The following is a 12,988-nucleotide window of genomic DNA, read 5'->3' as shown; positions in this document are numbered from 1 at the left end:
AGATCAGCCATTCCGATGGATTGGATACGCAAACCCTGATCCACCCAGCGCTACCTGCTCCTTTTAATGCAGGCACGCACCACCGCGGCCGGCCATGCCGCCACAGACCCAGGCACAATCGACCACATGCCCTTGCCTGCCCCGCCCGAAGACGCTGCCGACACCGCCCCCGTGCCCGCCCCGATCGTGGCGCGCCACTGGTACACGCGCTGGCTGCTGCGTGCCCTGGCGGTACTGGCCCTGGCGCTGGGCATCGCCGGGGTGTTCATTCCGGGCCTGCCGACCACGGTGTTCATCCTGATGGCTGGCTGGGCCGCCATGCGCAGCTCCCCACGCATGCACGCCTGGCTGTGGCGGCACCCGCTGTTTGGACCCATGCTGCAGAACTGGCAGGCGGGCGGCCTGGTCAGCCGCCGTGCCAAACGCAGTGCCACCGTCATGATGGCCGTGTGCGCAGCCATCCTGTGGCTGACCCCCACGCCGCTGTGGGTGCGTTGGCTGGCCTGCAGCTGCATGGCCTGCGTGCTGCTGTGGCTGTGGCGGCGCCCCGAACCGGCATAGGCCCAGGCTGCTCTCACTTTTTTGGGCCAACTGCCAAAACGGCCAAAAATCCATGTATATAATCTAGGTCTTGTTCCCTGATAGCTCAGTCGGTAGAGCGACGGACTGTTAATCCGCAGGTCCCTGGTTCGAGCCCAGGTCGGGGAGCCAACAAGATTTCAATGTTGCGCCATCAAGCAGCGCACACATTACCGGCATATTCCCTGATAGCTCAGTCGGTAGAGCGACGGACTGTTAATCCGCAGGTCCCTGGTTCGAGCCCAGGTCGGGGAGCCACCCAATTGACGCCTTGCAATTGCACAAGGCACACCGAAATGTTCCCTGATAGCTCAGTCGGTAGAGCGACGGACTGTTAATCCGCAGGTCCCTGGTTCGAGCCCAGGTCGGGGAGCCACAAATTGACGCCTTGCAATTGCACAAGGCACCACCGAAATGTTCCCTGATAGCTCAGTCGGTAGAGCGACGGACTGTTAATCCGCAGGTCCCTGGTTCGAGCCCAGGTCGGGGAGCCACTCTGAAAAGCCAAGCATTGCAAGATGCTTGGCTTTTTTCATGGCCGCGTCCATACCGCCCGCCCCCTGTGGACTGGATGCACAGCAGCACCCCGCTCAACGGACCTCAAGCAGCCCGGACAATCCCCACGGTCGGCGCCGCCCCAGCAGCGGCAGGCCCCGGCACGGATTCAATGCGATTGGGCGCAATGTACTTACCCGCCTCCTGCAAGGGGTCTATGAGCACCGCCCCCTTCTTGCGCGCCTCCCAATGGGCGATCTCCTCCTCCAGTCGGCGCGCGCGCTCGGCATACATGGCCGCCGAGGCATGGTAGTGCTCGGCCGCCATCGAATGCTCGAGCATGGCCATGCGCGCTTCCTGCAGACACGCCCGGGCACGGCGGATGTAACGGGGTTCACCACTGAAAATGCCGGAAAAGAACATGATTGCCACTCCTTCCATCCGCATGCGGCGACACCGCATTTCATAATGCCCCAAGGACATGACGCCACCATAGGCAAGCCCCATGGCGGGGTCTGTCCCCATAGGACAGCATTCACTGTAGGAGCAGCCCACCACGCCACTGGCCCCCATGCTGGCGCAACACCCGACCGACCCACTTCCCAAGTTCATAGCAAAACATGCAAGCGCCATCGCTGATCTGGCTCGATTCCGAGGACGAGTTCCCCGCCGTGACCCATGCCTGGGGCGCCGACACCCCCATGCCCGGCCTGCTGGCAGCCGGGGGCACCCTGGATGCCGAACACCTGCAAGCGGCCTACCGCCAGGGCATCTTTCCCTGGTTCAGCCCCGGCCAGCCCAACCTGTGGTGGTCGCCCGACCCCCGCATGGTGCTGCAGACCGGTGACTTCCGTCTGCACCCGTCGCTGCGCAAGACCTTGCGCAAATTCCTGCGCACCCCGGGTTGCGAGGTGCGCGTGGACCACGACTTTCGCCAGGTGATGCAGCACTGCGCCCAGACCCCCCGCGCCGGGCAGGATGGCACCTGGATCGTGCCCAGCATCATCGATGCCTACTGCGGCCTGCATGCGCAGGGATTGGCCCACAGCGTGGAGACCTGGGTGGACGGGCGCCTGGTCGGCGGCCTGTACTGCGTGGCCCTGGGCCATGCCGTGTATGGCGAATCCATGTTCGCGCATGCCACCGACGCCTCCAAGCTGGCCCTGGCGGCGCTGGTGGCACTGTGCCGCTACCACGGCGCGCCGCAGATCGACTGCCAGCAGACCACGCCCCACCTCGCCTCCCTGGGCGCGCGCGAACAAAGCCGCGCCAGCTTCCTGGCCGAGGCCACACGCCAGCAGCAGCGCCCGCCCATGGACTGGCAATGGCGCCCCGTATACTGGGATGCGCTTTCCCCTGGGTTGATTTCCTGAGGCTTTCGACGCATGACACAGCTCAATGACCTGCCGCACTACAGCCTGCAGTTCTATGCCACCGCGCCCTACCCGTGCAGCTACCTGCCGCACCAGGAAGCGCGCTCGCAGGTCGCCGCCCCCAGCCATCTGATCCAGTCCGAGGTCTACTCGGCCCTGGTCACCCAGGGTTTCCGCCGCAGCGGCATGTTCACCTACCGGCCGTACTGCAGCCAGTGCAAGGCCTGCGAGCCGCTGCGCGTGCTGACCGATGCATACCGCCCCAACCGCAGCCAGCGCCGCGCGGCACGCCAGCACGGGCAACTGGAAGCCAGCGTGCAGCGCCTGCACTTCTCGCAGGAGCATTACGACCTGTACCAACGCTACCAGCACGCCCGCCACAGCGGCGGCGGCATGGACCAGGACAGCATCGAGCAGTACACGCAGTTTCTGCTGCAAAGCCGGGGGGAGACCCGGCTGGTGGAGTTCCGCGACCCCGCCGCCGACAACGCCTTGCGCATGGTCTCCATCATCGATTTTCTGGAAGACGGCCTGTCGGCGGTCTACACCTTCTACGAACCGGACGCCGACGCCAGCTACGGCACCTACAACGTGCTGTGGCAGATTGCCTTCGCGCGCAGCCTGCGCCTGCCCCACGTCTACCTGGGCTACTGGATCGAGGCCTCGGCCAAGATGCGCTACAAGGCGCAGTTCCACCCGCACGAGGTTTTGCGCAACAACCTGTGGCAGCGCATCGACAAAATCTGAGTCGCACCAGCGAATGCGGCCTGCCGCTCCAAAGAATGTGAGCAGGCCACACCCACGAGGGCTAGAATCCGGCCATCTTTGCCTTTGGATGCCCCATGAAGAAAAACGATCAAGACGCTCCCGCCAAACCCAGTGTGCAAGTGCTGGAGCGCATGTTTGTCTTGATCGACGTCCTGGCATCGCGCGAAGAGGCCGTCTCCCTCAAGGAAATCAGCGAACGCACCGGCCTGCACCCCTCGACCGCCCACCGCATCCTGAATGACCTGGCCGCCGGCCGCTTCGTGGACCGCCCCGAATCGGGCAGCTACCGCCTGGGCATGCGCCTGCTGGAACTGGGCAACCTGGTCAAGGCCCGCCTGAGCGTGCGCGAGGCGGCCCTGCCCGCCATGCGCCTGCTGCACAAGCAGATCCAGCAACCCGTGAACCTCAGCGTGCGTCAGGGCGATGAGATCGTCTATGTGGAACGCGCGTACAGCGAACGCTCGGGCATGCAGGTGGTGCGCGCCATCGGCGGCCATGCGCCGCTGCACCTGACATCGAACGGCAAGCTGTTCCTGGCGGCCGACGAACCCCAGCGCGTGCGCGCCTACGCCATGCGCACCGGCCTGGCCGGCAACACCCACAACAGCCTGACCCAGCTGCCCCTGCTGGAGCGCGAGTTGTCCAAGGCCCGGGAAACCGGCGTGGCCTATGACAACGAGGAGCTGGAGCTGGGCGTGCGCTGCATGGCCGCGGGCATCTACGACGACCAGGCCAAGCTGGTCGCGGCGCTGTCCATCTCCGCCCCGGCCGACCGCCTGGACGAAGGCTGGCTGCCCAAGCTGCAGGGTACGGCCTACGAGATCTCGCAGGCCCTGGGCTTTCGCGGCCCGGCCCCCAGCAGCCTGCGCTGAGCCGACTGTCCCCACGGCCCCAGCACGCGGATCGCGTGCCCCGGCGCTGCGTGGCAGCCCGTGGGCATGGCCTTCAGGCCAGGGCCGCCGTCGGCTGCGGCAGGCCGCGGTAATCGGCGAAATCCAGCACGCGCGGGTACTGGCGCACCAGGTCCGTACCGAACCCCGCCGTGAACCACGCAAACCGCACCCCGGCCGCCTGCGCGCAGGCCGCGTCGGCGTGCGTGTCGCCAAAAAACACCGCCGCGTGCGGTGGCACATGCAGATGGCCCAGGGTGAACAGCAGCGGATCGGGCGCGGGCTTGGCCACGCCGCAGCTGTCGCGCCCGGTGACCACCTGGAACAGATCCAGGATGCCCGCCGCCTCCAGCCCCTTGAGGGCCAGCGCATGCTGCTTGTTGGTGCACACGGCCAGGGCCAGCCCCTGGTCGCGCGCCGCCTGCAGCCAGGCGCGCACGCCGGCGTACAAGGGCGCGCCATGCGGGGGCTGCTGGGCATAGTGGTGCTCGAACCACTGCCCCAGCTGTGCCTTGCCGGCCTGCGGCATCGGCAGTTGCCGCTCCTTGAGCACATCCGCCATCAGGTCGGCCGCCGTGCCGAACATGTTGGGCATGCGGTAGGCCGCGGGCAGCGGGGCATGGCCCAGTTGCACCAGGGTCTGGCTGGCGGCCGTGACGATGGCGTGTTCGGTGTTCAGCAGCGTGCCGTCCATGTCGAAGACCATGGCGCGCACGCCGGTCCAGTCCATGGTCTGTAGTGTGTGGTCCGTCCCTGTCATGCGGTCCATTGTCGGCCGAGACGGCCCGGCCTGCAGCACGACCGGTTTTGGCCCACCCCCAGGTTGGTTCAAAAAGATGAGCACATCGCGCACGTCAAAAGCACCATTCAGATCAATTCAACTCTGAAATCCTGGTTCCACGCGCGCCATGCGCTCCTGTTTTCAAGCGGGCGCCCGCCCTCAGACATGGCGTTTGACATGGCTGCCGGGTTCGGGCGGCAACTCGGCATCGGCCTGGGCATGCAGGGTGGCGATCAGGTTGCACGCCCCGGGGCGGCCATCGCACAGGGTCTTGAGCTGGCGCAGCTCCCGCTCCAGCACCCGCAGCTCGCCCAGCCGCTGGCGCACGTGCTGCAGGTGGGATTCCACCGTCTGGCTGGCGGCGCGGCAGTCTTCCGGGCGCTGGCCATCCAGCGCCAGCAGGGTGCGCACCTCGTCCAGCGACATGTCCATGGCGCGGCACATGCGGATGAAGCGCAGGCGGTGCAGGTCCGCATCGCCATACAGGCGGTAGTCGTTGTCCTGCCGCAGGGCCGGCGCCAGCAGGCCCTGTTTTTCGTAGTAGCGGATGTTGGCGGCCGACACGCCGGTGCGGTGGGCGGCCTCTCCGATGCGCAATCCTGTCATGGGTGCTTGACCTTGAAGTTACTTTCAGCTTTCCAATCATGGCATGGACACCAAACACACACACCACAGTTGCTGCAGCCCGGCCCCCCGGAAACCCGATGCCCATGGGCACGACCACGATCACGACCATGCAGGCGGCGAGCGCGACCACGGCCACGACCATGGCGTGCTGCCCGGCTGGCCCCGCATCGGGGCCGCGCTGGGCCTGGCGCTGCTGGCCGAAATCTCGCACTGGTTCACGCCGCAATACCCGGCACTGGAATACGCCGGCATGGCCCTGGCCGTGGTGGCCATCGCCCTGTCCGGCCTGGGCGTGTACAAGGCCGGCCTGCAAAGCCTGGCGCGCCTGCAGCTGGGCATCCATGCGCTGATGGCCGTGGCCGTCACCGGCGCCTTCCTGATCGGCCAGTGGCCCGAGGCCGCCATGGTCATGGCCTTGTACGCAGCCGCCGAACGCATCGAGGAGCGCGCCATGGACCGCGCGCGCCTGGCCATCCGCCACCTGCTGCGCCTGGCGCCCGACACCACCGAGGTGCTGCAGCCCAACGGCCACAGCCTGACCGTGCCCACGGCCGACGTGCCCACCGGCGCCCTGGTGCGCGTGGCCCCCGGGGCCCGCATCCCGCTGGACGGCGAGGTCATCGCCGGCCACAGCAGCGTGAACCAGGCCCCCATCACCGGTGAAAGCGTGCCCGTGGACAAGGCACCGGGCGACAGCGTCTGGGCCGGCAGCATCAACCAGCAGGCCGAGCTGCAGCTGCGCGTCAGCGCCGCCACCGCCAACTCCATGCTGGCGCGCATCGTCCAGGCCGTGGAGCAGGCCCAGGCCAGCAAGGCGCCCACGCAGCGCTTCGTCGACCGCTTTGCCGCCATCTACACCCCCATCGTCATGGTCCTGGCCCTGGCCCTGGCCGTGCTGGCCCCGCTGCTGCTGGGCTGGACCTGGCTGGATGCCATCTACCAAGCCCTGGCCCTGCTGGTCATCGCCTGCCCCTGCGCGCTGGTGCTGTCCACCCCGGTCACCGTGGTCAGCGCGCTGACGGCCGCCGCCCGCCAGGGCGTGCTGCTCAAGGGCGGCAGTGTGCTGGAAGCCGCGCGCCAGCTGCGCAGCATCGCGCTGGACAAGACCGGCACCCTGACCACGGGCAAGCCCACCCTGGTCGACTGGGACGTGCTGGACGCCGTGCAGACCCCGCGTGCCGAGGCCGCCTTGCGGGCCTGGCAGATCGCCTCGCGCTCGGACCACCCGGTCTCGCACGCGGTGGCCCAGGGCCTGCAGACCGAGGGCGTGCCCAGCTCGCCGGCCCAGGACCTGCAGGCCCTGCCCGGGCGCGGCGTGCAGGCGCGCATCGAGGGGCAGACCTACTACCTGGTCAACCTGCGCTGGGCGCAGGAGCAGCAACTGGACAGCCCGGCCCTGCAGGCCGCCGTGCAGGCGCACACGCGCCTGGGCCGCAGCGTCAGCCTGCTGGCCACCGCACAGCAGGTGCTGGCTGTGTTCGCCGTGGCCGACAGCCTGCGCCCCCATGCCCAGGAGGCCGTGCAACAGCTGCAGGCGCTGGGCATCACCCCGGTGGTGCTCAGCGGCGACCACCCCGATGCCGTGCAGGCCATCGCCCAGCAGGCGGGTATCCTGCAGGCCGAAGGCGGCCTGCTGCCCGAGGACAAGCTGCGCCGCATGCACCAGCTGCAGGCCGAGGGGGCCGTCGGCATGGTGGGTGACGGCATCAACGATGCCCCCGCCCTGGCCCAGGCCGACATGGGCTTTGCCATGGGCGGCGCCCACAGCACCGACATGGCCATGGAGACCGCCGACGTGGTACTGATGCACGACGACCTGCGCCGCATCCCGGACACCATCGCGCTGTCCCAACGCGCCCACCGCGTGCTGTGGCAGAACATTGCGCTGGCCCTGGGCATCAAGGCGGCCTTCTTCGCCCTGGCGCTGATGGGCCATGCCAGCATGTGGCTGGCCGTGCTGGCCGACATGGGGGTGAGCCTGCTGGTGGTGGCCAACGGCCTGCGCCTGCGCTCCACCCCTCACAAAAAAGCTGAAGAATGAGGACAGACGCCGCATAATCTATGCGCCTGAAAAATAACACGCACAAATTTCCACCACCATGAACACCCGCCACCAGCCTGCCGCACCTGCACCGCTGCCCCACACCCTGCTCGAGGACGCGGCCGCCATCTTCACCGGCGTGCTCATGATCTCGGTGGGCGTGGCGCTGTTCAAGCAGGCCGGGCTGGTCACGGGGGGCATGGCGGGCCTGGCGTTTTCGCTGCACTACGCCACACACATCGGCTTCGGCGTCTGGTTCTTTCTGCTGAACCTGCCGTTCTACTGGTTGGCCGTGCGCAAGATGGGCTGGGCCTTCACGGTCAAGACCTTCTGCGCCGTTGGCCTGCTGGCCGTGGTGTCGGAGTTGCAGCCGCTGTTCTTGAGCCTGGAGCGTGTGCAGGCGCCCTACGCCGCTGTCGTCGGCGGCATCCTGATGGGCGTGGGCATGCTGGTGCTGTTCCGCCACCGCTGCAGCCTGGGCGGCGTGGGCATTGCCGCCCTGTTCCTGCAGGAGCGCTATGGCTGGCGCGCCGGCTATGTGCAGATGGGACTGGACTGCCTGATCCTGCTGAGCGCCTTCTTCATCGTCGATGTGGAACGCGCCCTGTGGTCCATCCTGGCGGCCCTGACCCTGAACCAGGTGCTGTCCATGAACCACCGCCCGGGCCGCTACGGCGGCTGACGGCGCAGCGCGGAACTTTGTGCCGACTCTGGCATCATTCATGCCTATGCGTCGCCTGTTGCCCCTGTTCATGATCTTGCTGCTGACCCTGCGCGGTCTGCTGGGCGACGCCATGGCCATGGGCAGCCTGCCCAACGCCGGGGACCACATGCCCACGGCCGTGGCCGCAGTGCAGACAGCGCCACAGGCCCACCACCACGCCCAGGCCACGGCGGACGATGCCCATGCGCACGCCGCTGCGGCCTCGGCCCCGGTGCCCCACTGCACGGCGGCGCCCACCGCGCCGGAGTGCGGTGGCAGCCACCACACCACAGCCTGTGCAGCCTGCGGCATCTGCCATTCAGCCTTCTCCCCCCCACTGCAGCTGGCGCCCTGCCAGGACCTGCCCACGCAGGCCGCACCGGCCAGCGGCCGTGCCGACTTTGCCAGCGCCACGCTGGTGCAGGCCACCAAACCCCCCATCGCCTGAGACCTGACACCCGAGGTGCGTCCGCAGCACGCCCCTGCCCTGGGCAGAACGTGCCGCCGACGCTGAAAGGTTTCTTGTCGCAGGAGATTGCTGCATGCGCAACGCGCACTTGGTCACCCCGTGGTTGCTCGGACTGAGCCTGGCCACACCCTGGGCCCTGGCCCAGACCCCCCCATCGCCGCCGCCCGCGGCCCCCACCACCGAGCTGGCGTCCAGCACCGCGGCCCAGCGCCCCTTGGTGCACACCGCCCTGCCTGCCATCGGCGCCCTGGTCGACAGCCCGCAGGACTGGCGCGCCGCGAATGCGGCCGTGGCCACCTTTGCGCGCGGCCACGCCGATGTGCTGCGCTGGGAAGCCGCGCAAACACCCGCGCCAGCGCCCACAGCGCCCAGCACGCACCAGCACGGAGGCCAGCCATGATGCGCCGTGCCCTGCGACTCAGCCCCGTGCTCGCCGCCGTGGTGCTGGCGGGCTGCGCCAGCGTGGCCCCCGATGGCCTGCGCAGCGCCGTGGACCGCCACACGGCCTCCCGGCTGCCTGCCGACAGCCAGTTGCCGTCCACGGATTCCCGCGCCCAACCGACCACCGAGGCACAGATCGCCCAGTGGCTGAGCCAGCCCGTGGATGCCGACACCGCCGTGCGCATCGCCCTGCTGCGCAGCCCCAGCCTGCAAGCCCAGCTGGCACAGCTGGCCCGCCAGGATGCGCAGCGCGCCCAGGCGCTGACCCTGTTCAACCCCACGCTGACGCTGGGGCGCTTCGTCAACGGCCATGAGCGCGAGATCGAGCGCCAGCTCAGCCTCAACCTGGTCCAGCTCATCACCCTGCCGTGGCGCAGCCGCTGGCAGGGCTGGCAGCTGGAGCAGGCCACGCTCACCGCCGCCCAGCAGGTGCTGCTGCACGCCGCCGACACCCGCCGCGCCTGGCTGCGGGCCGTGGCGGCGCAGCAAAGCCTGCAAGCGGCCGAACGCATGCACGAGGCCGCCGCAGCCGGCGGCGAGCTGGCCCGGCGCATGGCCCTGGTCGGCAACTTCAGCAAGCTGGAGCAAGCCCAGGAGCTGCGCGTGCAGCACGAGGCCGCCGCCCAGCTGGCCCGCGCCCGCCTGAACGCGGCCCTGGAGCGCGAGCAACTGGCCCGCCTGATGGGCCTGTGGGGCCCGCAGGCCGACTTTGCCCTGCCGGACAGCCTGCCGCCCCTGCCCAAGGCCGAGGCCTTGCACACCGGGGCCGATGCCGAAGCCACCGCCCTGCGCGAGCGCCTGGACGTGCGCGCCCTGCGCCGTGAGCTGGACACCACGGCCGATCGCCACGGCTTCGCCCGCGTGGGCGCGCTGTTTGGCGACATCGGCGCCAGCTACAGCCGCAACACCACCACCGACCGCGCCACACACCACGACGAGATCACGCGCGGCTGGGAGCTGGAGCTACCCCTGCCCCTGTTCGACTGGGGCGGCGTGGCCGCAGCCGGCGCACGCGCGCAGTTGCAGCACAGCAGTGCCCAGCTGCGCCATGCGGCCCTGCAGGCGCGCAGCGAGGCGCGCACCAGCTGGCTGCGTTACCGCACGGCCTGGGACCTGGCCCAGCAGCAGCGCAGCGAGGTGCTGCCCCTGGCCCAGCAGATGCAGGAGGAGGCCGTCTACCGCTACAACGGCATGTTCATCAGCACCTGGCAGCTGCTGGCCCAGGCCCGCGCCACCACCCAGGCCGTGGCCACCGCCACCGAGGCCCAGCGCGACTTCTGGCTGGCCGATGTGGACCTGCAACTGGCGCTGTACAGCACCTCGCCCGGCGCAGGGGCTGCCAGCCTCTCGACCCCGGCCACACCGTCCGAATCCCCTGCACAAGGCCACTGAGCATGAACCGTCGCAATTTCTTCACCGGCGCTGCCACCGCAGTGGCTGCTGCCTCCGTCAGCCGGGTCGCCATGGCGGCCCTGCCCGAACCCGTGCTGCAAAGCAACGCCGACACGGCCGCGCCGCTGACGCCGCCCAATGGCCGGCCCTACCACCCGGTGGTCACCTTGAACGGCTGGACCACGCCCTGGCGCATGAACGCCGGCGTCAAGGAGTTCCACCTGGTGGCCGAACCCGTGGTGCGCGAGGTCGCGCCGGGCTTCTTCGTCAACATGTGGGGCTACAACGGCCAGTCGCCCGGACCGACCATCGAGGTGGTCGAGGGCGACCAGGTGCGCATCTTCGTCACCAACCGCCTGCCCGAGGCCACCACCATCCACTGGCACGGCCAGCGCCTGCCCAATGGCATGGATGGTGTGGGCGGCCTGAACCAGCCGCACATCCCGCCGGGCAAGACCTTTGTCTACGAGTTCACGGCGCGCCGCCCCGGCACCTTCATGTACCACCCGCATTCGGACGAGATGGTGCAGATGGCCATGGGCATGATGGGCCTGTGGATCACCCACCCCAAGGGCCGCCACCCGCTGATTGCCGACGTGCAGCGCGACTACGCCTTCCTGCTGGCCGCCTATGCCGTGGAGCCCGGGGCCATGACGCCGCGCATCAACGAGATGACGGACTTCAACATCTGGACCTTCAACAGCCGGGCCTTTCCGTCCATCACGCCGCTGGTGGCCAAGCAAGGCGACAGGGTGCGCATCCGCGTGGGCAACCTGACCATGACCAACCACCCCATCCACCTGCACGGCCACGAGTTCGAGGTCACCGGCACCGACGGCGGCCCCGTGCCCAAGTCCGCCCGCTGGCCCGAGGTGACCACCGACGTGGCCGTGGGCCAGATGCGGCAGATCGAGCTGATCGCCGACGAGCCCGGCGACTGGGCCCTGCACTGCCACAAGAGCCACCACACCATGGGCGCCATGGGCCACAACGTGCCCACCATGATTGGCGTGGACCACCGCGGCCTGGTGGGCAAGATCCAGAAGATCGTGCCCGACTACATGCTGATGGGCGAGCGCGGCATGGGCGACATGGGGGCCATGGAAATGCCCCTGCCCGACAACACCTTCCCGATGATGACGGGCCAAGGGCCGTACGGGAACATCGAGATGGGCGGCATGTTCACCAGCTTCAAGGTGCGCAAGCACCTGGGTGCCAACGACTACGGCGATCCCGGCTGGTACACCCAACCCCGGGGCACGCAAGCCTATGCCTGGCAGGGCGCCCCGCTGGAGGCGCAGGCACCACGCCCCACCCCGCCCGGCCAGGCACCGGGCGCCCCCAGCGTACGCAAACCCGCGGCCGGCCACGGCCCGGCCCACCATTGATGCCGGAGCCAATCATGCAAACTCTGAAATACATAGCTGCCAGCGCTTTACTGGCCTGCGCTACAGCCACTTTTGCCCATGGCAATGCGTCCCACGCCCCGGCCGACCCTGCCACCGCGGTGCCGCCGGAACAAAAAGCCTGGGGCATCGCCGGCGATGCCCGGCCCGGGCTGCGCACCCTTACCCTCCGGATGACGGACGACATGCGCTTCGAGCCCGACCACTTCAGCGTGCGCCAGGGCGAGACCCTGCGCCTGCGCGTGGAAAACCGCGGCCAGATCCTGCACGAGGTGGTGCTGGGCACCGCCGCATCGCTCCAAGAACACGCGGCGCTGATGCTCAAGTTCCCCGGCATGGAACATGCCGAGCCGTACATGGCCCATGTGGCACCGGGCGAGCGCGAGGACCTGGTCTGGCACTTCAACCGCCCCGGCACTTTTGACTTTGCCTGCCTGATTCCCGGCCACTACCAGGCCGGCATGCAAGGCCGCTTCACCGTCACCCCCTGAACACTGTGGTCCCAGAAAGGAAACCCACCATGCACACCCCAACCACCACCCGCCGCCACGCCCTGCACCTGCTGGCCGCCGCCGCCGGTCTGGCCGCCCTGCCGGCCCTGGCCGCCTCGCCCGCCAAGATCCCCATGGAAGTCTGGAAGGATCCCAACTGCGGCTGCTGCAAGGACTGGATCGTGCTGATGGAGCAGGCCGGCTTTGCCGTCACCGTGCACGACAGCGGCAACAGCGCCGTGCGCGCCAAGCTGGGCCTGCCCGTGCAGTACGGCTCCTGCCACACCGCACTGGTCGGCGGCTACCTCGTCGAAGGCCATGTGCCCGCCGCCGACGTGCACAAGCTGCTCAAGGACAAGCCCAAGGCGCTGGGCATCACCGTGCCCGGCATGCCCATCGGCAGCCCCGGCATGGACGGCCCCGAATACGGCGGCCGCAAGGACCCGTACGACGTGCTGCTAGTCACCAAGTCGCTGATGGGCAGCAACGTCAGCACCCGCGTCTACACCAGCTACCGCTGACAAGGAGCATC

The 12,988-nt window shown here is 68.6% G+C and carries 15 protein-coding genes and 4 tRNA genes; 16 read left to right on the top strand and 3 right to left on the bottom strand.

Going from position 1 to position 12,988, the window contains the following annotated elements; translation table 11 throughout:
* Positions 1–132: 132 nt before the first annotated feature.
* The 5 genes from KAQ61_RS04540 (at position 133) to KAQ61_RS04520 (ending at position 1,073) form a co-directional block, all read left to right on the top strand.
* Positions 133–561, top strand: coding sequence for a YbaN family protein (locus KAQ61_RS04540; RefSeq protein ID WP_406539794.1), 429 nt, complete (start codon positions 133–135; stop codon positions 559–561).
* 74 nt (positions 562–635) lie between these two features.
* Positions 636–711, top strand: a tRNA-Asn gene (locus KAQ61_RS04535).
* Between the two features lie 50 nt (positions 712–761).
* Positions 762–837: transfer RNA gene (locus KAQ61_RS04530), tRNA-Asn, on the top strand.
* Between the two features lie 42 nt (positions 838–879).
* Positions 880–955 (top strand) — tRNA-Asn (locus KAQ61_RS04525).
* Between the two features lie 42 nt (positions 956–997).
* A tRNA-Asn gene (locus KAQ61_RS04520) sits at positions 998–1,073 on the top strand.
* Between the two features lie 106 nt (positions 1,074–1,179).
* Here the strand turns inward: KAQ61_RS04520 and KAQ61_RS04515 are convergent.
* On the bottom strand, positions 1,180–1,497 hold the full coding sequence (locus KAQ61_RS04515; RefSeq protein ID WP_210930634.1) for a hypothetical protein: 318 nt from the start codon (positions 1,495–1,497) through the stop codon (positions 1,180–1,182).
* Positions 1,498–1,694: 197 nt separating this feature from the next.
* On the opposite strand from KAQ61_RS04515, the gene aat reads away from it, so the two are divergent.
* The 3 genes from aat (at position 1,695) to KAQ61_RS04500 (ending at position 4,087) form a co-directional block, all read left to right on the top strand.
* Entirely contained in the window at positions 1,695–2,447 is a 753-nt protein-coding gene (aat, locus tag KAQ61_RS04510) for a leucyl/phenylalanyl-tRNA--protein transferase (RefSeq protein ID WP_210930633.1), read from the top strand.
* 12 nt (positions 2,448–2,459) lie between these two features.
* Entirely contained in the window at positions 2,460–3,194 is a 735-nt protein-coding gene (locus tag KAQ61_RS04505; RefSeq protein WP_210930632.1) for an arginyltransferase, read from the top strand.
* Between the two features lie 95 nt (positions 3,195–3,289).
* A complete protein-coding gene (locus tag KAQ61_RS04500) occupies positions 3,290–4,087 on the top strand; it encodes an IclR family transcriptional regulator (RefSeq protein WP_042413266.1) in 798 nt (265 codons plus the stop codon).
* 73 nt (positions 4,088–4,160) lie between these two features.
* Here KAQ61_RS04500 and KAQ61_RS04495 read toward each other — a convergent pair whose 3' ends face one another.
* Both KAQ61_RS04495 and KAQ61_RS04490 read right to left on the bottom strand, forming a co-directional pair.
* A complete protein-coding gene (locus KAQ61_RS04495; protein ID WP_210930631.1) occupies positions 4,161–4,865 on the bottom strand; it encodes an HAD family hydrolase in 705 nt (234 codons plus the stop codon).
* 180 nt (positions 4,866–5,045) lie between these two features.
* Entirely contained in the window at positions 5,046–5,492 is a 447-nt protein-coding gene (locus KAQ61_RS04490; protein ID WP_210930630.1) for a MerR family transcriptional regulator, read from the bottom strand.
* A gap of 43 nt (positions 5,493–5,535) precedes the next feature.
* On the opposite strand from KAQ61_RS04490, the gene KAQ61_RS04485 reads away from it, so the two are divergent.
* The 8 genes from KAQ61_RS04485 (at position 5,536) to KAQ61_RS04450 (ending at position 12,977) form a co-directional block, all read left to right on the top strand.
* Positions 5,536–7,554: a heavy metal translocating P-type ATPase gene (locus tag KAQ61_RS04485; RefSeq protein WP_210930629.1), complete on the top strand. Its 2,019-nt coding sequence runs from the start codon at positions 5,536–5,538 to the stop codon at positions 7,552–7,554.
* A 58-nt stretch (positions 7,555–7,612) separates the two neighbouring features.
* Positions 7,613–8,236 (top strand): YitT family protein, encoded by a 624-nt coding sequence (locus KAQ61_RS04480; protein ID WP_210930628.1) that lies wholly within the window; start codon positions 7,613–7,615, stop codon positions 8,234–8,236.
* A 40-nt stretch (positions 8,237–8,276) separates the two neighbouring features.
* Complete coding sequence (locus KAQ61_RS04475; RefSeq protein WP_244982980.1) at positions 8,277–8,705, top strand: hypothetical protein; 429 nt, start codon at positions 8,277–8,279, stop codon at positions 8,703–8,705.
* A gap of 94 nt (positions 8,706–8,799) precedes the next feature.
* A complete protein-coding gene (locus KAQ61_RS04470) occupies positions 8,800–9,126 on the top strand; it encodes a hypothetical protein (RefSeq protein WP_210930627.1) in 327 nt (108 codons plus the stop codon).
* Positions 9,123–10,559, top strand: coding sequence for a TolC family protein (locus tag KAQ61_RS04465; RefSeq protein ID WP_210930626.1), 1,437 nt, complete (start codon positions 9,123–9,125; stop codon positions 10,557–10,559). Before KAQ61_RS04470 ends, KAQ61_RS04465 begins: the two co-directional genes overlap by 4 nt.
* A gap of 2 nt (positions 10,560–10,561) precedes the next feature.
* Entirely contained in the window at positions 10,562–11,947 is a 1,386-nt protein-coding gene (locus KAQ61_RS04460) for a multicopper oxidase family protein (protein WP_210930625.1), read from the top strand.
* A gap of 14 nt (positions 11,948–11,961) precedes the next feature.
* Positions 11,962–12,456, top strand: a complete 495-nt coding sequence (locus tag KAQ61_RS04455) for a cupredoxin domain-containing protein (RefSeq protein WP_043382129.1) — start codon at positions 11,962–11,964, stop codon at positions 12,454–12,456.
* Between the two features lie 29 nt (positions 12,457–12,485).
* Entirely contained in the window at positions 12,486–12,977 is a 492-nt protein-coding gene (locus KAQ61_RS04450; protein ID WP_210930624.1) for a DUF411 domain-containing protein, read from the top strand.
* Positions 12,978–12,988 lie beyond the last annotated feature (11 nt).

This window comes from Comamonas aquatica (assembly GCF_018064205.1).
Taxonomy (GTDB): Bacteria; Pseudomonadota; Gammaproteobacteria; order Burkholderiales; family Burkholderiaceae_C; genus Comamonas; species Comamonas aquatica.
This window is presented reverse-complemented; position numbering and strand designations above follow the sequence as displayed.

Coding starts and splice junctions, on each gene's coding strand:
- KAQ61_RS04515 (WP_210930634.1), bottom strand. CDS start 1,497: ATGTTCTTTTCCGGCATTTTCAGTGGTGAACCCCGTTACATCCGCCGT.
- aat (WP_210930633.1), top strand. CDS start 1,695: ATGCAAGCGCCATCGCTGATCTGGCTCGATTCCGAGGACGAGTTCCCC.
- KAQ61_RS04505 (WP_210930632.1), top strand. CDS start 2,460: ATGACACAGCTCAATGACCTGCCGCACTACAGCCTGCAGTTCTATGCC.
- KAQ61_RS04500 (WP_042413266.1), top strand. CDS start 3,290: ATGAAGAAAAACGATCAAGACGCTCCCGCCAAACCCAGTGTGCAAGTG.
- KAQ61_RS04495 (WP_210930631.1), bottom strand. CDS start 4,865: ATGACAGGGACGGACCACACACTACAGACCATGGACTGGACCGGCGTG.
- KAQ61_RS04490 (WP_210930630.1), bottom strand. CDS start 5,492: ATGACAGGATTGCGCATCGGAGAGGCCGCCCACCGCACCGGCGTGTCG.
- KAQ61_RS04485 (WP_210930629.1), top strand. CDS start 5,536: ATGGACACCAAACACACACACCACAGTTGCTGCAGCCCGGCCCCCCGG.
- KAQ61_RS04480 (WP_210930628.1), top strand. CDS start 7,613: ATGAACACCCGCCACCAGCCTGCCGCACCTGCACCGCTGCCCCACACC.
- KAQ61_RS04475 (WP_244982980.1), top strand. CDS start 8,277: ATGCCTATGCGTCGCCTGTTGCCCCTGTTCATGATCTTGCTGCTGACC.
- KAQ61_RS04470 (WP_210930627.1), top strand. CDS start 8,800: ATGCGCAACGCGCACTTGGTCACCCCGTGGTTGCTCGGACTGAGCCTG.
- KAQ61_RS04465 (WP_210930626.1), top strand. CDS start 9,123: ATGATGCGCCGTGCCCTGCGACTCAGCCCCGTGCTCGCCGCCGTGGTG.
- KAQ61_RS04460 (WP_210930625.1), top strand. CDS start 10,562: ATGAACCGTCGCAATTTCTTCACCGGCGCTGCCACCGCAGTGGCTGCT.
- KAQ61_RS04455 (WP_043382129.1), top strand. CDS start 11,962: ATGCAAACTCTGAAATACATAGCTGCCAGCGCTTTACTGGCCTGCGCT.
- KAQ61_RS04450 (WP_210930624.1), top strand. CDS start 12,486: ATGCACACCCCAACCACCACCCGCCGCCACGCCCTGCACCTGCTGGCC.